Annotated in this window: 30 protein-coding genes; 29 read left to right on the plus strand and 1 reads right to left on the minus strand. The window is 65.7% G+C overall.

Annotated elements, in window-relative coordinates:
* The 9 genes from AX709_RS10930 to AX709_RS10970 all read left to right on the plus strand — a co-directional run.
* On the plus strand, positions 1-925 hold a 925-nt coding region (locus AX709_RS10930; RefSeq protein ID WP_066549345.1), incomplete at its 5' end, for a 2-oxo acid dehydrogenase subunit E2.
* Between the two features lie 19 nt (positions 926-944).
* The gene (locus AX709_RS10935) at positions 945-1163 is read left to right on the plus strand and encodes a hypothetical protein (protein WP_066549346.1); all 219 of its coding nucleotides are present in this window, start codon (positions 945-947) and stop codon (positions 1161-1163) included.
* A gap of 52 nt (positions 1164-1215) precedes the next feature.
* Entirely contained in the window at positions 1216-1548 is a 333-nt protein-coding gene (locus tag AX709_RS10940) for an acyl-CoA thioesterase (RefSeq protein WP_066549372.1), read from the plus strand.
* Between the two features lie 38 nt (positions 1549-1586).
* Positions 1587-1850 (plus strand): hypothetical protein, encoded by a 264-nt coding sequence (locus tag AX709_RS10945; protein WP_066549350.1) that lies wholly within the window; start codon positions 1587-1589, stop codon positions 1848-1850.
* On the plus strand, positions 1843-2274 hold the full coding sequence (locus tag AX709_RS10950) for a PIN domain-containing protein (RefSeq protein WP_066549351.1): 432 nt from the start codon (positions 1843-1845) through the stop codon (positions 2272-2274). Before AX709_RS10945 ends, AX709_RS10950 begins: the two co-directional genes overlap by 8 nt.
* A gap of 56 nt (positions 2275-2330) precedes the next feature.
* Positions 2331-3731 (plus strand): dihydrolipoyl dehydrogenase, encoded by a 1401-nt coding sequence (gene lpdA / locus AX709_RS10955; RefSeq protein ID WP_066549353.1) that lies wholly within the window; start codon positions 2331-2333, stop codon positions 3729-3731.
* A gap of 25 nt (positions 3732-3756) precedes the next feature.
* Positions 3757-4920: a S41 family peptidase gene (locus AX709_RS10960; RefSeq protein ID WP_066549355.1), complete on the plus strand. Its 1164-nt coding sequence runs from the start codon at positions 3757-3759 to the stop codon at positions 4918-4920.
* 132 nt (positions 4921-5052) lie between these two features.
* Positions 5053-5481 carry an MAPEG family protein gene (locus AX709_RS10965; RefSeq protein ID WP_066476775.1) on the plus strand — a complete coding sequence of 143 codons (429 nt, stop codon included), beginning with the start codon at positions 5053-5055 and terminating at the stop codon, positions 5479-5481.
* Between the two features lie 67 nt (positions 5482-5548).
* Complete coding sequence (locus tag AX709_RS10970) at positions 5549-6832, plus strand: Xaa-Pro dipeptidase (RefSeq protein WP_066549358.1); 1284 nt, start codon at positions 5549-5551, stop codon at positions 6830-6832.
* Between the two features lie 30 nt (positions 6833-6862).
* Here AX709_RS10970 and AX709_RS10975 read toward each other — a convergent pair whose 3' ends face one another.
* A complete protein-coding gene (locus AX709_RS10975) occupies positions 6863-7321 on the minus strand; it encodes a bactofilin family protein (protein ID WP_082731233.1) in 459 nt (152 codons plus the stop codon).
* Between the two features lie 329 nt (positions 7322-7650).
* Here AX709_RS10975 and rpsL point away from each other — a divergent pair, with 329 nt between their 5' ends.
* The 20 genes from rpsL to rpsN all read left to right on the plus strand — a co-directional run bounded on the left by rpsL (position 7651) and on the right by rpsN (position 20211).
* Entirely contained in the window at positions 7651-8022 is a 372-nt protein-coding gene (gene rpsL / locus AX709_RS10980; RefSeq protein WP_066476904.1) for a 30S ribosomal protein S12, read from the plus strand.
* A 63-nt stretch (positions 8023-8085) separates the two neighbouring features.
* On the plus strand, positions 8086-8556 hold the full coding sequence (gene rpsG / locus AX709_RS10985) for a 30S ribosomal protein S7 (protein ID WP_066476780.1): 471 nt from the start codon (positions 8086-8088) through the stop codon (positions 8554-8556).
* A gap of 106 nt (positions 8557-8662) precedes the next feature.
* Entirely contained in the window at positions 8663-10756 is a 2094-nt protein-coding gene (fusA, locus tag AX709_RS10990) for an elongation factor G (RefSeq protein WP_066476785.1), read from the plus strand.
* Between the two features lie 107 nt (positions 10757-10863).
* A complete protein-coding gene (tuf, locus tag AX709_RS10995) occupies positions 10864-12060 on the plus strand; it encodes an elongation factor Tu (protein WP_066476787.1) in 1197 nt (398 codons plus the stop codon).
* A gap of 213 nt (positions 12061-12273) precedes the next feature.
* Complete coding sequence (locus AX709_RS11000; protein ID WP_066549359.1) at positions 12274-12540, plus strand: GIY-YIG nuclease family protein; 267 nt, start codon at positions 12274-12276, stop codon at positions 12538-12540.
* Between the two features lie 267 nt (positions 12541-12807).
* Positions 12808-13116, plus strand: a complete 309-nt coding sequence (rpsJ, locus tag AX709_RS11005) for a 30S ribosomal protein S10 (RefSeq protein WP_066476792.1) — start codon at positions 12808-12810, stop codon at positions 13114-13116.
* A gap of 377 nt (positions 13117-13493) precedes the next feature.
* On the plus strand, positions 13494-14249 hold the full coding sequence (gene rplC, locus AX709_RS11010) for a 50S ribosomal protein L3 (protein WP_066476793.1): 756 nt from the start codon (positions 13494-13496) through the stop codon (positions 14247-14249).
* 3 nt (positions 14250-14252) lie between these two features.
* Positions 14253-14879 (plus strand): 50S ribosomal protein L4, encoded by a 627-nt coding sequence (gene rplD / locus AX709_RS11015; RefSeq protein ID WP_066549362.1) that lies wholly within the window; start codon positions 14253-14255, stop codon positions 14877-14879.
* Positions 14872-15189 (plus strand): 50S ribosomal protein L23, encoded by a 318-nt coding sequence (locus AX709_RS11020; RefSeq protein WP_066476795.1) that lies wholly within the window; start codon positions 14872-14874, stop codon positions 15187-15189. Before rplD ends, AX709_RS11020 begins: the two co-directional genes overlap by 8 nt.
* A gap of 2 nt (positions 15190-15191) precedes the next feature.
* Positions 15192-16043 (plus strand): 50S ribosomal protein L2, encoded by an 852-nt coding sequence (gene rplB, locus AX709_RS11025; RefSeq protein ID WP_066476798.1) that lies wholly within the window; start codon positions 15192-15194, stop codon positions 16041-16043.
* Positions 16044-16048: 5 nt separating this feature from the next.
* On the plus strand, positions 16049-16327 hold the full coding sequence (gene rpsS, locus AX709_RS11030) for a 30S ribosomal protein S19 (RefSeq protein ID WP_066476799.1): 279 nt from the start codon (positions 16049-16051) through the stop codon (positions 16325-16327).
* Positions 16327-16704 carry a 50S ribosomal protein L22 gene (gene rplV / locus AX709_RS11035; protein ID WP_066476802.1) on the plus strand — a complete coding sequence of 126 codons (378 nt, stop codon included), beginning with the start codon at positions 16327-16329 and terminating at the stop codon, positions 16702-16704. Before rpsS ends, rplV begins: the two co-directional genes overlap by 1 nt.
* A 3-nt stretch (positions 16705-16707) precedes the next feature.
* A complete protein-coding gene (gene rpsC / locus AX709_RS11040; protein WP_066476804.1) occupies positions 16708-17403 on the plus strand; it encodes a 30S ribosomal protein S3 in 696 nt (231 codons plus the stop codon).
* Between the two features lie 21 nt (positions 17404-17424).
* On the plus strand, positions 17425-17856 hold the full coding sequence (gene rplP, locus AX709_RS11045; protein WP_066476809.1) for a 50S ribosomal protein L16: 432 nt from the start codon (positions 17425-17427) through the stop codon (positions 17854-17856).
* Positions 17857-17859: 3 nt separating this feature from the next.
* A complete protein-coding gene (gene rpmC, locus AX709_RS11050; protein WP_066476810.1) occupies positions 17860-18063 on the plus strand; it encodes a 50S ribosomal protein L29 in 204 nt (67 codons plus the stop codon).
* Between the two features lie 12 nt (positions 18064-18075).
* Complete coding sequence (gene rpsQ / locus AX709_RS11055) at positions 18076-18357, plus strand: 30S ribosomal protein S17 (RefSeq protein ID WP_066476812.1); 282 nt, start codon at positions 18076-18078, stop codon at positions 18355-18357.
* Positions 18358-18525: 168 nt separating this feature from the next.
* On the plus strand, positions 18526-18894 hold the full coding sequence (gene rplN, locus AX709_RS11060) for a 50S ribosomal protein L14 (protein WP_066476814.1): 369 nt from the start codon (positions 18526-18528) through the stop codon (positions 18892-18894).
* Entirely contained in the window at positions 18894-19211 is a 318-nt protein-coding gene (gene rplX, locus AX709_RS11065; RefSeq protein WP_066476817.1) for a 50S ribosomal protein L24, read from the plus strand. Before rplN ends, rplX begins: the two co-directional genes overlap by 1 nt.
* A complete protein-coding gene (gene rplE / locus AX709_RS11070) occupies positions 19204-19785 on the plus strand; it encodes a 50S ribosomal protein L5 (protein ID WP_066476821.1) in 582 nt (193 codons plus the stop codon). Before rplX ends, rplE begins: the two co-directional genes overlap by 8 nt.
* Before the next feature lie 120 nt (positions 19786-19905).
* Positions 19906-20211, plus strand: coding sequence for a 30S ribosomal protein S14 (gene rpsN, locus AX709_RS11075; protein ID WP_066476823.1), 306 nt, complete (start codon positions 19906-19908; stop codon positions 20209-20211).
* The last annotated feature ends 11 nt before the right edge of the window (positions 20212-20222 follow it).

Genomic DNA, 20222 nt, shown 5'->3' on the forward strand with positions numbered 1-20222 from the left:
TGTCAAGGCGAGCCCGCTCGCGCGCCGCATCGCCGCCGAAAAGGGGATCGACCTGTCCGCTCTGGCGGGCAGCGGACCGGCCGGCCGCATCGTCAAGGCGGACCTGGAGGGCGCGAAACCGGGCGCTGCGCCCGCACCGGCCACATCTGCTGCCCCCGCGCCCGCGCCGGCCGCCACGCCTGCCCCGGCAGCCGCCGCGCCGACCGAGCCCAAGGCGGTTTGGTATGACGAGACGATCCCGCACGAAGTCGAGAAGCTTTCCAACATCCGCAAGACGATCGCGCGCCGCCTGACCGAGGCGAAACAGACGATCCCGCACATCTACCTGACCGTCGATGTCCGGCTGGACGCGCTGCTCAAGCTGCGCGGCGAGCTCAACAAGTCGCTCGAGGCGCGCGGGGTCAAGCTGAGCGTCAACGACATGCTGATCAAGGCACTGGGCGTGGCGCTGATCCAGACGCCGAAGTGCAATGTCACCTTCGCCGGCGACACGCTGGTCAAGTACAGCCGCGCCGACGTGTCGGTGGCGGTATCGACGCCGTCGGGCCTGATCACCCCGATCATCCGCGATGCCGCGAGCAAGAGCCTGTCGGCGATCTCCACCGAGATGAAGGAACTGGCCGCACGCGCCAAGGACAACAAGCTCAAGCCCGAGGAATATCAGGGCGGTACCGCCAGCATCTCCAACATGGGCATGTTCGGCATCACCCAGTTCGATGCGGTCATCAATCCGCCGCAGGGCATGATCCTGGCGGTCGGCGCGGGCGAGAAGCGGCCGGTGGTGATCGACGATGCGTTGCAGGTCGCAACCGTCATGTCGGCGACCGGCAGCTTCGACCACCGCGCGATCGATGGTGCGGACGGCGCGCAGCTGATGCAGGCGTTCAAGGCGCTGGTGGAACAGCCGCTGAGCTTCATCGCCTGATCACGGGGGAGGGCGGGCGATGGGCCGTCACACGCTGGTCGAGTTGCTCCACATCGCCGCCGGGCTGGTGGCGACGGTGGCGATTACCTGGGCGTCGGCCTGGTCCTATCCGCTCGGGCGCAACGACATCTGGCTGGTCGGTTCGGTCGCGTTCGTCGTCGTCCTGCTGATGGGGGTGCGCCCGGTGCGCGAGGCGCTGGCGAAGGATCGGGCCAAGGACCGCGCCGCGCGTGGCTGATCCCGACGCCGCGACGCCGCCATCGGGCCAGCCCGCGATCAGGGTGACGACGATGCCCGCGGATGCCAATGCCTATGGCGACATTTTCGGCGGCTGGCTGATGAGCCAGATGGACATGGCCGCCGGGCTGGTCGCGGCGCGCTATGCCAAAGGGCGGGCGGTGACGATCGCGATGGACGGAATGCAGTTCCACGCGCCCGTCGCGGTCGGCGACGAAGTGTCGGTCTATGCCGAACTGGTCCGCGTCGGCCGCACGTCGATGACGATCGAGGTCGAAGCCTGGCGGCGCGACCGCCACCAGGAAGAACAATGCCGGGTGACGCAGGCGCGGTTCGTGTTCGTCGCGATCGACGCGCACAAGCGGCCGCGGGTGATTGCGGAGTAGGGCGATTCTGTGTACACTCTGGATGACACGGAGGCGTTATGATCGAGCTCGGCATACGCGAATTTCGCAAGCGGCTGACGGAAGTGACGGGTGGCACCGATTTGGTGATCATCACTAACAACGGCACGGAAGTGGGCGCATATTTGCCCAAGCGTTGGCTTCGGGACATTGCGCGGGCGCGCAAGGCGGCGGATGCTGTCGCGGATGCGCAGCGCGAACTGCGCGCGCGCGGTATCGACCTTGACGCCGAACTCGCGGCAATGGGCTTGTCTCCCTATGGAGAGCCCTTGAAAGATGCGTGATTTTCCTCGGCTGGTTCTCGACGCGAACATCATGATTAGCGCGTTGATCGGTCGTAGCTTTCCCTTGTTGATCAACCTTGTCGAAAATGAAGTGCTGTTGTTCGCTGCGGCGCATCAACTTGCTGAAACCCGTCATCGCGTGTCGGCATTGAGCAAGATGCCCGGCGATTGGGTGGACGCCCAGATGCGCCGCCTCAACGAAGTGGTGATCGCGCTGCACCCCGCCTTGCTCGACAAGCACCGCGAGGTGGCAACATCGCGGCTCGGCCCGCGGGGAGAGCCGGACTGGCCGATCCTTGCTGCATGCTACGAAACACGCGGTGCCGCCTGGAGTCATGACAAGGATTTGTTCGGGTCTGGCGTTGCGGTCTGGTCGACGCGGGTGCTCCTCCGGCAGATTGGTCTCGAATTTCCCGTCCGTTAACGATCATATGTGCCGGCGTAGTCGCTGCACCGGTCCGATGTTCCCAAGGAGTATGCATGACTGACACTTATGACCTGATCGTCCTTGGCTCCGGGCCGGGGGGCTATGTCGCGGCGATCCGGGCGAGCCAGCTGGGGCTGAAGACCGCGATCGTCGAGCGCGAGACGCTGGGCGGCATCTGCCTCAACTGGGGCTGCATCCCCACCAAGGCGCTGCTGCGTTCGGCCGAGATCTTTCACTATATGCAGCACGCCAAGGATTACGGGCTGGCGGCGGAGAAGATCAGCGCGGACCTGGACGCGGTGGTGAAGCGGTCGCGCGGCGTCGCCAAGCAGCTCAATCAGGGCGTCACCCACCTGATGAAGAAGAACAAGATCGCCGTGCACATGGGCGAGGGCAAGCTGACCGCGCCCGGCAAGCTGACCGTCACCGACAAGGATGGCAAGGCGACCGAGTTGTCGTCCAAGAACATCATCGTCGCCACCGGCGCGCGGGCGCGCGAGCTGCCCTTTGCCAAGTCGGACGGCAAGCGGGTGTGGACCTATCGCCACGCCATGGTGCCGACCGAGATGCCGACCAGGCTGCTGGTCATCGGCTCCGGCGCGATCGGGATCGAGTTCGCCAGCTTCTACAACGACATGGGCGCCAAGGTGACCGTGGTCGAAATGATGGACCGCATCGTGCCCGTCGAGGACCATGACGTGTCGACCTTCCTCGAAAAGGCGCTGACCAAGCAGGGCATGACGATCATGACCGGCGCGGGCGTCAACGGGCTGGAAGTCGGCGCGAATGGCGTGAAGGCCACGCTGAAGGACAAGGCAGGCAAGGAAACGACCGAGGAGTTCAGCCACGTCATCGTCGCGGTCGGCATCGTGCCCAATACCGAGAATATCGGCCTGAAGGAGCTCGGCGTCGCGATGGACGATCGCGGCTTCCTGAAGACCGACGCGATGTGCCGCACCAACGTGCCCGGCATCTGGGCGATCGGCGACATCACCGCGCCGCCGTGGCTGGCGCACAAGGCGAGCCATGAGGGCGTGATTGCGGTCGAGGCGATCGCCGGTGGCCACCCGCACGCGATGGACCCGCGCAACATCCCCGGCTGCACCTATTGCCACCCGCAGGTCGCCAGCGTCGGCCTGACCGAGGCGAAGGCGAAGGAGGCGGGTTACGAGGTCAAGGTCGGCAATTTCCCCTTCATCGGCAACGGCAAGGCCATCGCGCTGGGCGAGGCCGAAGGCTTCATCAAGACGGTGTTCGACGCCAGGACCGGCGAGCTGCTGGGCGCACACATGGTCGGCGCCGAAGTCACCGAGCTGATCCAGGGCTATACCGTCGGCAAGACGCTGGAGACGACCGAGGCCGAGTTGATGAACACGGTGTTCCCGCACCCGACGCTGAGCGAGATGATGCATGAAAGCGTGCTGGGGGCCTATGGGCGGGCGCTTCACATCTAGGGGGCGATTCGGCCGGGTTCGGGGGATGCTGGCGCTGGTCGCGGCGCCGGTCCTGGTCGGCGCGGCCACGCCGGACTATGCCGGCGACGCGGCGGCGCTCGACCGGATCATCGTCGAGAATTACGCCTATCCCGAACGGCTGGGACCCGATGGCCGGGTGCCCGATTCACCGCAGTTGGCGGCGCAGCGGGCGGCGGTGCACGACAGCGACTCGCTGCTGCGCTACGCCGAGAACCGCATCGCGAGCCTGGCGGATCACCATGCGATCACCGGCAGCGCGTTCGACGACAGCTGGGCGCTCGTGCCGAGCTATGCCGACCTGTGGATCGTCGAGCGCGACGGCGCATATCGCGTCGATGCGGTGCGTCCCGACACCCCGGCGGCGCGCGCGGGGGTGGTGGCCGGCGACCATCTGGTCGCGGTCGACGATGTGCCGATCGACCGGGCGATCGCGGCGTTCTGGCAATCGGTCGGGGTCGCGCGCGGTGGTGCGGAGGCGCGCAGCTATGCCGCGCGCGTGCTGGCGGCGGGCCGGCGCGACCGGCCCCGTCGGCTGACCTTCGCGGGGCGCGGCGGGACCCGGGAGCTGACCCTCGCCACGCTCTATGCCGACGCGCCGCCACGGCCGCCGCTGCGCGTGATTACTGACGCGGACGGGGGCGTGACCATCCGGATCAACAATGCGCTGGGTGATCAGGCGACGATCGCCGCGTTCGACCGCGCGGTCGCTGCGATCCCGGCTTCGGCGCGACTGACGATCGATCTGACCGATACGCCGGGTGGCGGCAATACGAGCGTCGCGCGGGCGATGATCGGCTGGTTCGTGACGGCGCCGACCGGTTATCAGGTCCACCGCTATCCCGCGGAGGAGCGCGAGACGGGCATCCCCCGGCAATGGATCGAGCAGGTGCTGCCCCGCGCCGGCAAGTCGCGGCCCAAGCCCGTCGCGATCCGGGTCGGTCGCTGGACGGGCAGCATGGGGGAGGGGATCGCCATCGCCTTTGCCGCGATCGGGGTCCCGGTGTGCGGCGACCGCATGGCCGGGTTGCTGGGGGCGGTCTACGACTTTGCGCTGCCCGCGTCGGGGCTGGTGGTCAAACTGCCGGCGGAGCGGCTTTACGCGATCGATGGCCGCCCGCGCGAGGATTTCGTGCCGATCCCAACGCCGAGCTGCCCGGCGCGCGGATAGGGGAGCCGCTGCCGGATTTTTTCCGAAAGCTGCGGCTCTGGCTCACGTGCGGCTTGACCGCATCCACGATCGGGCGAAGCTGGCAACCGTGCGGGGCGGAGCAAGGGGACGACAGTGGGGAAAGCGTCAGCAATGAATCCTGCGATCCTGTGGCCGGTGTTCGCCTTTGCGGCGCTGGTGTTCGTCGTGTGGTTCCTGCTGTTCGTGTTGCGTGCCCGCCATATCGCGCGGACGCCGCCGCGCGACGGCGAGCTGGCGACGCGCGACGGCACCGCCGCCTATTTCCGCCCGGTCGAACGGCCGGCCAACAACCTGACCAACCTGTTCGAGATGCCGGTGCTGTTCCTGGCGCTCGTGCCGTTGCTGGTCGTGACCGGCCGGGCCGGGGCGGCGCAGGTCGCGCTCGCCTGGACCTTTGTCGGGCTGCGCGCGGTGCACAGCGCGATCCATATCGCGACCCCGGCGGTGCAGCCGCGCTTCCTCGTCTACCTGGCCTCGTGCATCGTGCTGGCGGCGATGTGGATCGGGCTGGCGATCGATCTGGCCGCAATTCCGGCGTGAACAGGGCTTGACCCGGCAGCCGTTAGGCGGGAGCAATGCCGTCCTAATCATCGGGGCAAAAACGAAAATGCGGACAGTTGGATTTGGCGTCGCGGCGGTGGTCGCGCTGGCGTGGACGGGCACGGCGCGGGCAGAGACGGTCGTGGTCACCGCGGACCGTATGATCGACGTGCTGGCGGGCCGGGTGGTCGAGGAGCCCGTGATCGTCATCACCGACGGCCGCATCACCAGCGTGGTCGGGCGCAACGGCGGGCGGCCTGCGATCCCGGCGGAGGCGAAGCGCATCGACCTGCCCGGCAAGACGATCCTGCCCGGCCTGATCGACATGCACGTCCATCTCGACAGCAATCCGCGCTATGGCGGCTATACCAACCTGCAGTTCACCGATTCCTTCTGGGCCGTGCAGGGCACCGCCAATGTGAAGGCGATGCTGGATGCGGGCTTCACCACGGTGCGCAACGTCGGGTCGGAAAACTATGCCGACGTGGCGTACAAGCAGGCGATCGACGAAGGGCTGATCCCCGGTCCCCGCATCGTGCCGGCCGCCTATGCGCTGGGCGCGACGGGCGGGCATTGCGACAGCACCTATCTGCCGCCGTCGTTCAAGGCGAAGTCGCCCGCGGTCGGCGACGGCGTGCAGGAACTGCGCACCCGGGTGCGTGAGCAGCGCAAATATGGTGCGGAAGTGATCAAGGTCTGCGCGACCGGCGGGGTTTTTTCGCGCAACACCGAGCCGGGCCAGCAGCAATTGTCCGAAGACGAGCTGCGCGCAATCGCCGACGAGGCGCATCAATGGGGGCTGCGCGTCGCCGCCCACGCGCACGGCGCCGCCGGGATCAAGGCGTCGATCCGCGCCGGCATCGACACCATCGAGCATGCCAGCCTGGTCGATGACGAGGGGATCCGCCTGGCGGTCGAGCGCAAGCAGCCGGTGTGGTTCTCGATGGACATCTTCAACACCGACTACACCCAGGCCGAGGGCAAGAAGAACGGCGTGCTCGAGGACAATCTGCGCAAGGACCGCGAGATCGCGCAGGCGCAGCGCGACAATTTCCGCAAGGCGCACCGTGCCGGCGTCCGCATGGTGATGGGCACCGACGCGGGCGTGATGCCCCACGGGACGGCGGCGGGCCAGCTCAAGACGATGGTCGAATATGGCATGACGCCGATGCAGGCGCTGCAGGCGGCGACGCGCAACGCCGCCGAGGCGCTGGACCGGACCAAGGATGTCGGCGCGATCGCGGTCGGCCGATATGGCGACATCATCGCGGTCGAGGGCGATCCGCTGAGCGACATCGGCGTGATGACGCGGGTGACCGACGTCATCAAGGGCGGCGCGAAGGTGAAGTGAACCCGGCGGTGCGCTGAGGCCGGGGCGGGGTCAGCCCGCCTCGCCGACGATGCGCAGGCCGGGTTCGTCGCCGCTGGGGCCAGCGAGCGCGGCGGCGGTCGCCGGGACCGCGACTCCGCCCAGATGGCGCATCCGGCCGTCGACATGCCCGCCCTGCTCGATGGTGATGCTTTCATATTCGACGTCGCCGACGATCCGCGCGCTGCGTTCGACGATCAGCTCGCGCACGCGCACCGCGCCTTCGATCGCGCCCGCGATCCGCGCGCTGTCGGCGGCGACCGCGCCGACGATGTGGCTGTCGGCACCCTGGATCAGCATCGCGCAGGCGACATCGCCCTCGATCCGCCCGTCGATGTGCAGGTCGGCGGTGGCGGTGAGGTTGCCGGTGACCACCATGTCCGCGCCGATGATCGACAGTCCGCCCTTGCGCGACGTCGATCCGCCGGGTGCGGACGGGCTGCGTGAGCGGTTGCTGCTGCTGTTGAACATGGCGAAAGGGCCTCCCCACCCCGACGCGACCGAATCGGCCGGCTGATCGGCCGCGATGGTGCCCGCGGATGCCGTTGCGGTCAAAGCCCCCGGAGCGCAGGCGGCGTGTTCATCCCCATTGACCGCCGGGCGGGGCGGCGATATAGGCGCGCCAGCCCACGGCAGGCCGACACCCGGCTTTCCGGTCAATTTTGGTTGTCGCGGGTCATTGAGCTGAACGTTGTTGGAGACGCCAGGGCCCGGAGGCCGGTGAAGGCCGCCAGGGTCTTTTCGTATTTTCCGCTGCACGACTCCAGCAAAGTAACCGACGAGAAAAGGTGAAGGGCTTCATGCCGACGATCAACCAGTTGGTCCGCAAGGGCCGTGACCCGCAGAAGGCCAAGTCAAAGGTCCCTGCGATGGACCAGAACCCGCAAAAGCGCGGGGTCTGCACGCGCGTCTATACGACGACGCCGAAGAAGCCGAACTCGGCGCTGCGCAAGGTGGCCAAGGTCCGCCTGACCAACCAGCGCGAGGTCATTTCGTACATCCCGGGCGAAGGCCACAACCTGCAGGAGCACTCGGTGGTGCTGATCCGCGGCGGCCGCGTGCGCGACTTGCCGGGCGTGCGCTACCACGTGCTGCGCGGCGTGCTCGACACCCAGGGCGTCAAGGACCGCAAGCAGTCGCGTTCGAAGTACGGCGCCAAGCGTCCGAAGTAAGTTCAGCCAGAGTAGGTCCCGGACAGGTTCCGGATCGACCGAAGTTCTAGAAGGAAATCTGAGATGGCTCGTCGTCGTCGTCCCGAGAAGCGGGAAATTCTGCCCGATCCCAAGTTCGGGGATATCGTCCTGTCCAAGTTCATGAACAGCGTGATGCTGGACGGCAAGAAGTCGGTTGCGGAAGCGATCGTCTATGGCGCGCTGGAGACGGTGGAAACCCGTGCCAAGCGCGAGCCGCTGGGCGTGTTCCACGATGCGCTCAACAACATCAAGCCGGGCATCGAAGTCCGCAGCCGCCGCGTCGGCGGTGCGACCTATCAGGTCCCGGTCGAAGTGCGGCCCGAGCGCGCGCAAGCGCTGGCGATCCGCTGGCTGATCGCGTCTGCCCGCAACCGCAGCGAGCACACCATGGCCGCGCGCCTGTCGGGCGAGCTGATGGATGCCGCCAACAATCGCGGCAATGCGGTCAAGAAGCGTGAAGACACGCACCGCATGGCCGAGGCCAATCGCGCCTTCAGTCACTATCGCTGGTAATCGCCGCGGTCGCCGGTTCGCCGGCGGTCTGGCAACGACGCATCCGTTACCTACATATTGGGGAGCCGGACGGTCCGGCTCCCCACATCCTTAAGGAACCTCGACCATGGCCCGCAGCCATCCGCTCGACCGCTATCGCAACATCGGCATCATGGCCCACATCGATGCCGGCAAGACGACGACGACCGAGCGTATCCTCTATTACACCGGAAAGTCCTACAAGATCGGCGAAGTGCATGAAGGCACCGCGACGATGGACTGGATGGAGCAGGAGCAGGAGCGCGGGATCACCATCACCTCGGCGGCGACCACGTGCTTCTGGCGCGCCGAGGACGGTCAGGGCGAAGAGCACCGGATCAACATCATCGATACCCCCGGCCACGTCGACTTCACGATCGAGGTCGAGCGTTCGCTGCGCGTGCTCGATGGCGCGGTCGCGTGCTTCGACGGCGTTGCCGGCGTGGAGCCGCAGTCCGAAACCGTGTGGCGCCAGGCCGACAAGTACGGCGTGCCGCGCATGTGCTTTGTCAACAAGCTCGATCGCACGGGCGCGGATTTCTATTATTGCGTCAACTCGATCATCGAGCGCCTGGGCGCGCGTCCGGCGGTGCTGTACCTGCCGATCGGCATCGAGGGCGGGTTCAAGGGCCTGGTCGACCTGGTCAACAACCGCGCGATCATCTGGCTCGAGGAGTCGCTGGGCGCGAAGTTCGAATATCAGGACATTCCGGCCGACATGGCCGAGAAGGCCGCCAAGTATCGTAGCGAGCTGATCGAAATGGCGGTCGAGCAGGACGATGCGCTGATGGAAGCGTATCTGGAAGGCAATGAGCCGTCGGTCGCCGACCTGAAGAAGCTGATCCGCAAGGGTACGCTCGAAATGGCGTTCGTGCCGATCGTCTGCGGCTCGGCGTTCAAGAACAAGGGCGTCCAGCCGCTGCTCGACGCGGTCGTCGACTATCTGCCCAGCCCGCTCGACATTCCGCCGGTCGAGGGCGTCAAGATGGACGGCGAGACCAAGGACAGCCGCAAGGCGTCCGACGACGAGCCGTTCTCGGCGCTCGCCTTCAAGATCATGAACGACCCGTTCGTCGGCTCGCTCACCTTTGCGCGCATCTATTCGGGCAAGCTCGAAAAGGGCACCGTCCAGAACACGGTGAAGGACAAGAAGGAAAAGATCGGCCGCATGCTGCTGATGCATGCGAACAATCGCGAGGACATCGACGTGGCTTATGCCGGCGACATCGTCGCGATCGCGGGCCTGAAGGAAACGACGACCGGCGACACGCTGTGCGCGCCGGCCGCTCCGATCATCCTGGAGCGCATGGAGTTCCCGGATCCCGTCATCGAGCTGTCGGTCGAACCCAAGACCAAGGCCGACCAGGAAAAGATGGGCATCGCGCTCAACCGCCTGGCCGCCGAGGATCCGTCGTTCCGCGTGTCGACCGATCACGAATCGGGCCAGACGATCATCAAGGGCATGGGTGAGCTTCACCTGGAAATCCTGGTCGATCGCATGCGTCGCGAGTTCAAGGTCGAGGCCAATGTCGGCGCGCCGCAGGTGGCGTATCGCGAGTATCTGGCGAAGCCGGTCGAGCTGACCTACACCCACAAGAAGCAGTCGGGCGGCTCGGGCCAGTTCGGCGAAGTGAAGGTCAAGGTCGTCCCCGGCGAGCGTGGTTCGGGCTTCGTCTTCCACGACGAGATCAAGGGCGGCAACATCCCGCGCGAATACATCCCCTCGGTCGAGAAGGGGATGCGCGAGACCGCCGAGACGGGTTCGCTGATCGGCTTCCCGATCATCGACTTTGCCGTCCACCTGATCGACGGCAAGTATCACGACGTCGACTCGTCGGCGCTGGCGTTCGAGATCTGTGCCCGCGGCGCGATGCGCGAAGCGGCGCAGAAGGCGGGCATCAAGCTGCTCGAGCCGATCATGAAGGTCGAGGTGGTGACGCCCGAAGAGTTCATGGGTGACGTGATCGGCGACATGAACAGCCGCCGCGGCCAGATCCAGGGCACCGACAGCCGGGGCAACGCCCAGGTGGTCGAGGCGATGGTGCCGCTGGCCAACATGTTCGGCTATGTGAACCAGCTGCGCTCGTTCACCCAGGGCCGTGCGCAATACTCGATGCAGTTCTCGCATTATGACGAAGTGCCGCAGAACGTGGCCGACGAAGTGAAGGCGAAGCTCGCCTGAACGTCACCCCGCTCGGGGCTGGCGTAATCGAAAAACAGTCGCTATGGGCGCGCCTTTCGGCGAGTAGCCCCGGCGGCCGGGAAATCTGAATCAGAAGGTAGGACACAATGGCGAAGGCAAAGTTCGAGCGGAACAAACCGCACCTCAATATCGGCACCATCGGTCACGTCGACCACGGCAAGACGTCGCTGACCGCCGCGATCACCAAGGTTCTGGCTGAAAACGTCGCCGGCAACGCGGCCGTCGATTTCGCCAACATCGACAAGGCGCCGGAAGAGCGCGAGCGCGGCATCACCATCTCGACCGCGCACGTCGAGTATGAGACCGAGAACCGCCACTATGCGCACGTCGACTGCCCCGGCCACGCCGACTATGTGAAGAACATGATCACCGGCGCGGCGCAGATGGACGGCGCGATCCTGGTGGTCGCCGCGACCGACGGCCCGATGCCCCAGACCAAGGAGCACATCCTGCTCGCCCGTCAGGTCGGCGTGCCGACGATGGTCGTGTTCCTCAACAAGGTCGACCTGGTCGACGACGAGGAAATCCTCGAGCTGGTCGAGCTGGAAATCCGCGAGGAACTGTCCAAGCGCGAATTCGACGGCGACAATATCCCGATCATCCGTGGTTCGGCGACCTGCGCGCTCGACGGCTCGAACGAGACGCTGGGCAAGGACGCGATCCTGGCGCTGATGAAGGCGGTCGACGAATCGATCCCGCAGCCCGAGCGTCCGCTCGACAAGCCGTTCATGATGCCGATCGAAGACGTGTTCTCGATCTCGGGTCGTGGCACCGTCGTCACCGGCCGTGTCGAAACCGGCATCATCAAGGTCGGCGAGGAAGTCGAGATCGTCGGCATCCAGCAGGAAACCCGCAAGACCGTCGTGACCGGCGTCGAAATGTTCCGCAAGCTGCTCGACCAGGGCCAGGCGGGCGACAATATCGGCGCGCTGATCCGCGGCGTCGGCCGTGACGAAGTCGAGCGTGGCCAGGTTCTGGCCAAGCCGGGTTCGATCAAGCCGCACACCGACTTCCAGTCGTCGGTCTATGTGCTGTCGAAGGACGAGGGCGGCCGTCACACGCCGTTCTTCGCGAACTATCGTCCGCAGTTCTACTTCCGCACCACCGACGTCACCGGCACGATCGAGCTGCCGGCCGGCACCGAAATGGTCATGCCGGGCGACGAAGTGGCCCTTGGCGTCAAGCTGATCGCCCCGATCGCGATGGACGTCGGCCAGCGCTTCACGATCCGCGAAGGCGGCCGCACCGTCGGCGCCGGCGTCGTGAGCCAGATCGACAAGTAATCGACGCCCTTCGGGGCTCGACACGAACAAGGAACCCGGTCTCTCGCAGGAGAGGCCGGGTTTTTTGTTGGTGGAGTGTGCGGGGTGGCGGGCGTTGCGCGGGAAGCGGGACCCCGGGTCAAGCCCGGGGTGACGAGGCTGGAGAAATGTTCGCAACACTTTTGTCGTCGCCCCGGGCTTGACCCGGGGCCCCGCTGCCTTTGAGTTGCCGGCATGTCGGACGGCGGCTGGGTGTACATCATGGCGGATCGCTATCGTGGCACGATGTATGTCGGGGTGACCGCCGATCTCAACGGTACGGGTTCCGACTTTTGCACTCGATACGGCCTCCACCGCCTGGTGTGGGCGGACCACACGCCATCAGTTCTTGATGCCATCGCACACGAGAAGCGTCTGAAGCGATGGCGGCGGCAGTGGAAGTTCGATCTGGTCGAGCGGGGTAATCCCGAATGGCGCGATCTGTTCGACGTGCTCGTGTGACTCGATAGGTTGAAAAGGCAGCGGGGCCCCGGCTCAAGGCCGGGGCGACGGCGGTCTTTGATTGGCCCTTTTGCCTTTTTAATCGCCGCGGGGTTGTCCCAGGGTCCCGCTCGTTCGGCGCAACCCGTGACCTTTTTCCGCTGTCGGGGGCTTGATCCCGAAGCCTCACCCGTGTATCGGCGCGCCTTCGTTTGACGCAGTAATAGCAAGAGCCCCGGCAACGGGGCCGCGCTCTTTCGCATCGGTAGGGACCCAGAGTCAGTCGTTATGGACAATAATATCCGCATCCGCCTGAAGGCGTTCGATCATCGCGTGCTCGACCAGGCGACCGGCGACATCGCCGACACCGCGCGTCGTACCGGCGCGCTCATCCGGGGTCCCATTCCGTTGCCGACGCGCATCGAGAAGTTCACCGTCAATCGCGGCCCGCACATCGACAAGAAGTCGCGCGAGCAGTTCGAAGTGCGCACCTACAAGCGCATGCTCGACATTGTTCAGCCGACGCCGCAGACGGTCGACGCGCTGATGAAGCTCGATCTCGCCGCGGGTGTTGATGTCGAGATCAAATTGGCGTAAGCGCGCCGCTCATCGATTCACCGGTGCGGGATTCGCGCCGGCATCGTCGCTCCGGCTCGCCGGAGCCTCTGGCCTCTAGGTTCTGCCTAGCCTCAAGAGATCCGGACCCTGGTCCGGGTGACGAACCAAGGCTTGGAGCCGCAAGGGCTCTTTCGACATAGGGATACCGCCGGGCCGGCTCCGTCACGGAGTGTTGTCCGGGTCTCGCGTCCCCCGTCTTTTCCCCTGCATCCGCGGGGGAGTTCAGCCCGGACGGGGCTCGTTGTAATTTATGGGCTGAAGCGGGAGCTGCCGCTGGACCTCGTGTCCGACGGCGGCTCGTCACGCCCGCGCCGGCAATCATGCGGTCGCGGGCCTCTGTAGAAGGAGCATGGGTCATGCGCACTGGCGTGATCGCGAAGAAAATGGGGATGACCCGCCTGTTCCAGGACGACGGCCGCCACGTGCCCGTCACCGTCCTGGCGCTGGAGGGTGTGCAGGTGGTGGCGCAGCGGACCGCCGATCGCGACGGCTATGTCGCGGTTCAGGTCGGCGCCGGCGTCGCCAAGGCCAAGAATGTCGCCAAGCCGCAGCGCGGCCATTTCGGCAAGGCCGAAGTCGAGCCCAAGGCGCAGCTGTGCGAGTTCCGCGTTGCTGAAGACGCGCTGCTCGATGTCGGCGCGGAAATCGCCGCCGACCACTTCGTCGCCGGCCAGCTGGTCGACGTGTCGGGCAAGACGCAGGGCAAGGGCTTTGCGGGCGCCATGAAGCGTTGGGGCTTCGGGGGCTTGCGCGCCACCCACGGCGTGTCGGTCAGCCACCGTTCGCACGGTTCGACCGGTAACCGCCAGGATCCGGGCCGCGTCTTCAAGAACAAGAAGATGGCCGGCCACATGGGCGACCGCAACCGCACCCAGCAGAATCTGGAAGTCGTTTCGACCGACGCCGAGCGCGGCCTGATCTTCGTCAAGGGATCGGTGCCGGGCCACAAGGGCACCTGGCTGATCGTCAAGGACGCGGTGAAGGTGCCGCGTCATGCCGACGCCCCGTACCCCGCGTCGATCAAGACCGCGCACAACAACAATGACGCCCCCGCCGACACGCCTGCTGAAGACGTGGCGACGGTCGAGGCGACCGACGGCCAGGAGGGCTGACAAGTGAAGGTCAAGGTACAGACCCTCGACGCCAAGGAAAATGGCGACATCGACCTGAAGGACGAGGTGTTCGGCGTCGAGCCGCGCGCCGACGTGCTTCACCGCGTCGTCACCTGGCAGCTCGAAAAGCGCCGCGGCACTGCTCGTGGCACGCGTGAGCGCGCCGACGTCGCCCGCACGGGCAAGAAGTTCGGTCGCCAGAAGGGCGGCGGCACCGCCCGTCACGGCGATCGCCGCGCCCCGGTGTTCATCGGCGGTGGTAAGGCGCACGGTGCGCGCGTTCGCGACTTCAATCCGTCGCTGAACAAGAAGATCCGTGCGCTGGGCCTGAAGATGGCGCTGTCGAGCCACGCCAAGGCGGGTTCGCTGATCGTCGTCGACACGCTGACCGTTGCCGATGCCAAGACCAAGGTGCTGAAGGGCCAGCTCGCCAAGCTGGGCTTTGGCAAGACGGCGCTGGTGATCGACGGCGATGCGGTCGAGAACAGCTTCGCGCTCGCCTCGCGCAACCTGACGCAGGTCAACGTCCTGCCGGCGGTCGGCGCGAACGTCTATGACATCCTGAAGCATGACACGCTGGTGCTGACCCGCGCCGCGGTCGAGAAGCTGGAGGCCCGCTTCCATGGCTAAGCAGTCCAAGGCGGCGGTCGACATCCGCCACTACGACGTCATCCTGGCGCCGCACATCACCGAAAAGGCCACGCTGGTGAGCGAGGCGAACGCGGTGGTGTTCAAGGTCGCCAACGACGCGACCAAGCCCGAGATCAAGGCCGCCGTCGAAGCGCTGTTCAACGTCAGCGTCACCGGCGTCAACACGATTGTCCAGAAGGGCAAGACCAAGCGGTGGAAGGGCACCCCCTATCGCCGCACCGACATGAAGAAGGCGATCGTGACGCTGAAGGACGGCGACTCGATCGACGTGACGCAGGGGGTCAACTGACCATGGCGCTCAAGCAATATAATCCGACCTCGCCCGGCGTTCGCGGGCTGATCCTGGTCGACCGTTCGGGCCTGTACAAGGGTCGCCCCGTCAAGGCGCTGACCGAAGGCAAGACCAAGACCGGCGGCCGCAACAACAAGGGCCATGTCACCTCGCGCGGCATCGCGGGCGGTCACAAGCAGCGTTATCGCATCGTCGATTTCAAGCGCCGCCTGTGGGACGTCGAGGGCACGGTCGAGCGGATCGAATATGATCCCAACCGCACCGCGTTCATCGCGCTGGTCAATTACGGCAAGGATGACGCGGGCAAGGAACGCCTGGCCTACATCATCGCGCCGCAGCGCCTGGGCGTCGGCGACAAGGTGATCGCCGGCAAGAAGACCGACGTGAAGCCCGGCAACGCCATGGAACTGGGCCAGATGCCGGTCGGCACCATCGTCCACAATGTGGAGATGAAGCCGGGCAAGGGCGGCCAGATCGCACGTTCGGCCGGCACCTATGTGCAGGTCGTCGGCCGCGACAAGGGCATGGTCATCGTCCGCCTCAATTCGGGCGAGCAGCGTTACATCCGTGCCGATTGCATGGGCACGGTCGGTGCGGTGTCGAACCCCGACAACCAGAACCAGAACCTGGGCAAGGCCGGCCGCAATCGCTGGCTGGGCAAGCGCCCGCTGACCCGCGGCGTCGCCAAGAACCCGGTCGACCACCCGCATGGCGGTGGTGAAGGCCGGACCTCGGGCGGCCGTCACCCGGTCACCCCGTGGGGCAAGCCGACCAAGGGTGCGCGCACCCGTCACAACAAGGCGACGGACAAGATGATCATCCGTTCGCGTCACGCGAAGAAGAAGGGCTAATCGAGATGGCTCGTTCGGTTTGGAAGGGTCCGTTCGTCGACCTCCACCTGCTCAAGAAGGCGGAGACCGCCCAGGAACAGGGCACGCGCGCCGGTCCGATCAAGACTTGGTCGCGGCGTTCGACGATTCTGCCGCAGTTCGTCGGCCTGACGTTCAACGTCTATAACGGCCGCAAGTTCGTGCCGGTTTCGGTCAATGAGGACATGGTCGGCATGAAGCTGGGTGAATTTGCGCCGACGCGCTTCTTCCCCGGCCACGCCGCGGACAAGAAGGGTAAGCGCTGATGAGCAAGCAGGCAGCTCCGCGCCGCGTCGGTGAGAAGGAAGCGCTGGCGGTCGGCACGACGATCCGCGGTTCGGCCCAGAAGCTGAACCTCGTCGCGGGCCTGATCCGCGGCAAGAAGGCGGGCGACGCGATGAACATCCTCACCTTCAGCAAGAAGGCGATGGCAGTCGACGCGCGCAAGGTGCTGGCGTCCGCCATCGCCAACGCCGAGAACAACCACAACCTCGACGTCGACGCGCTGGTCGTGTCGGAAGCGTCGGTGGGCAAGTCGATCACGATGAAGCGGTTCGCGACGCGCGGTCGCGGCAAGTCGACGCGCATCCTGAAGCCGTTCTCGCGGCTGCGGATCGTCGTGCGCGAGCAGGAAGAGGCGTAAGTCATGGGTCAGAAGAGCAATCCGATCGGTCTGCGTCTCCAGATCAACCGCACCTGGGACAGCCGCTGGTTCGCGGAAGGCCATGACTATGGCCGTCTCCTCATGGAGGACCTGAAGATCCGCAAGTACATCCTCGAGACGCTGCCCCAGGCCGCGATTTCGAAGGTGGTGATCGAGCGTCCGGCCAAGCTGTGCCGCGTGTCGATCTTTGCGGCGCGTCCCGGCGTCATCATCGGCAAGAAGGGCGCCGACATCGAGAAGCTGCGCAAGAAGCTCGCCTCGATGACCTCGTCCGACGTCAGCCTGAACATCGTCGAGATCCGCAAGCCCGAGATCGACGCGAAGCTCGTCGCCCAGGGCGTCGCCGACCAGCTGGAGCGCCGCATCGCGTTCCGCCGCGCAATGAAGCGCGCGGTGCAGTCGGCACTGCGTCTGGGTGCGGAAGGCATCCGGATCACCTGTGGCGGCCGTCTGGGCGGCGCGGAAATCGCGCGGACCGAATGGTATCGCGAGGGGCGCGTGCCGCTGCACACGCTGCGCGCGAACGTCGATTATGCCGAGGCGCAGGCCCACACCGCCTATGGCGTGTGCGGCGTCAAGGTGTGGATCTTCAAGGGCGAGATCCTGGGCCACGATCCGATGGCGCAGGACCGGCTGATGATGGAAGCACAGACCTCCGGCGTCCGTCCGGCGCGCTGATAGGGACCAGGGACAAGTAACATGCTGCAACCGAAGCGCACCAAGTTCCGCAAGGCGTTCAAGGGCCGTATCCATGGCGATGCCAAGGGCGGCACCAGCCTGAACTTCGGCTCCTATGGCCTGAAGGCGATGGAGCCGGAGCGGATCACCGCCCGCCAGATCGAAGCGGCGCGCCGCGCGATCACGCGTCACATCAAGCGCCAGGGGCGTTTGTGGATCCGCATCTTCCCCGACGTGCCGGTCTCGTCGAAGCCCGCCGAAGTCCGCATGGGCTCGGGCAAGGGTTCGCCCGAATTCTGGGTGGCGCGGGTGAAGCCGGGCCGCATCCTGTTCGAACTGGACGGCGTTGCCGGCCCGCTCGCCGCCGAAGCGTTCGAGCGCGCGGCGATGAAGCTGCCGATCAAGACCAAGGTCGTCGCGCGCCTCGGCGACACGTCGCACCTGGAGGGTTAAGCAATGACCAAGGTATCCGATTTCCGGGCGAAGACCGACGATCAGCTGACCGACGAACTCGGCCAGCTGAAGCGCGAGCAGTTCAACCTGCGTTTCCAGGCGGCGACCAGCCAGCTGGAAAAGGCGAGCCGGGTCCGCGAGGTCCGTCGCGACATCGCCCGCATCAAGACGCTGCAGAACGAGCGCTCGCGCTCGGCTGCCAAGTAAGAGGACGAAACCATGCCGAAGCGCGTGCTGACCGGGAACGTGGTTTCCGACAAGGGCGACAAGACGATCGTGGTGCTGGTGGAGCGCAAGGTGAAGCACCCGCTCTATGGCAAGATCATCCGTCGGTCGAAGAAGTATCATGCCCATGACGAGGGCAACGAATATCGCGAGGGCGAGACCGTGCGCATCGAAGAGACCGCGCCGATCTCCAAGCTCAAGACCTGGAAGGTGATCGGTCGGGTCAACACCCGCGCGACGCCGGCCGAAACCGCAGCGGCCGCGGCCGAAGCGTAAGCAATCTCCCTCTCCCCTTGGGGAAAGGGTTGGGGAGAGGGGCTGTTTCCGGGCGACGCGCTCGATAGGACACGCCCTCTCCCAACCCTCTCCCCAAGGGGAGAGGGCTTTAGAAACAAGGCGCCCGTGGGTCGGTATCCACGGGCATAGAGAGAAGGAACCGGATCGATGATCCAGATGCAGTCCAATCTCGACGTCGCTGACAACAGCGGCGCGAAGCGGGTGCAGTGCATCAAGGTGCTGGGCGGCTCGAAGCGTCGCACGGCCGGTGTGGGCGACATCATCGTCGTCAGCATCAAGGAAGCTGCTCCGCGTGGTCGTGTGAAGAAGGGCGACGTGCACCGTGCGGTGATCGTGCGCACCGCCAAGGACATTCGCCGCGCCGATGGCTCGGTCATCCGCTTCGACGGCAATGCCGCGGTGCTGGTCAACAAGAACGAGGAGCCGATCGGCACCCGTATTTTTGGCCCGGTGGTCCGCGAGCTGCGCGGCCGCGGCTATATGAAGATCATCAGCCTTGCGCCGGAGGTGCTGTGATGGCTGCCGCCAAGATCAAGAAGGGCGACCAGGTCGTCGTCCTGTCCGGCAAGGACAAGGGCAAGACCGGCGAAGTCGTGAAGTCGATGCCGCGTGACGAGAAGGTCGTCGTGTCGGGCGTCAACATAGCGGTGCGCCACAAGAAGCCCACCCAGGCCAACCCGCAGGGCGGCCTGGAGCGTTCGGAAGCCCCGCTCCACGTGTCCAAGGTCGCGCATGTGACCAAGGACGGCAAGGCGACCCGCGTCCGTTTTGAAACTCGCGACGGCAAGAAGGTCCGCGTTGCCGTGAAGACCGGGGAGGTCATCAATGGCTGATCGCTACACGCCCCGCATGAAGAAGCTGTACGACGACCGCATCGCCAAGGCGATGACGGAGAAGTTCGGCTACAAGAACGCGATGGAAGTGCCGAGGATCGAGAAGATCGTCCTCAACATGGGGGTCGGTGAAGCGACCCAGGACAAGAAGAAGGTCGAACAGGCCGCGTCTGAAATGGAGCTGATCGCGGGCCAGAAGCCGGTCGTGACCAAGGCGAAGAAGTCGATCGCGCAGTTCAAGCTGCGCGAGGGCATGCCGATCGGTTGCAAGGTGACGCTGCGTCGCGAGCGGATGTACGAGTTTCTCGACCGCCTGGTGACGATCGCAATGCCGCGCATCCGCGACTTTCGTGGTCTGAACCCCAAGTCGTTCGACGGCCGTGGCAACTATGCCATGGGCCTGAAGGAACAGCTGGTGTTCCCGGAAATCAATTACGACCGCATCGACAAGGTGCGTGGTCTGGACATCATCGTCACGACCACTGCCAAGACCGATGACGAGGCGCGCGAGCTGCTGCGCCTGTTCGGTTTCCCGTTCATCGGGATGACCGGCGAGGAAAAGCAGGCGGCGTAATCCATCTGCGCGTCGCCCCGGCGGAGGCCGGGGCCGCCCCGTCCAGCGGGAGCGCGCACTGAAGTGAGCGGCCCCGGCCTCCGCCGGGGCGACGGATTGGAAGAAGAGAGCTTAAGTCCGATGGCGAAACTGAGTTCGATCAACAAGAACGAGCGTCGCAAGCTGCTGGTCAAGAAGTATGCCGGCAAATATGCGAAGCTGAAGGCAATCGCGAACGACGAGTCGCTCGATGAGACCGAGCGTCTGATCGCGCGCCTCAAGATGGCTGAAATCCCGCGCAACGGGAACCCGACCCGGGTCCGTAACCGTTGCGAAGTGACCGGCCGTCCGCGCGCCTATTACCGCAAGTTCCGTCTCGCCCGCGTCATGCTGCGCGATCTGGCCAACAAGGGCCTGATCCCCGGCGTCACCAAGTCGAGCTGGTAAGGATCACGCAC

This window comes from Sphingomonas sp. CCH15-F11 (assembly GCF_001557005.1).
GTDB lineage: Bacteria > Pseudomonadota > Alphaproteobacteria > Sphingomonadales > Sphingomonadaceae > Sphingomonas.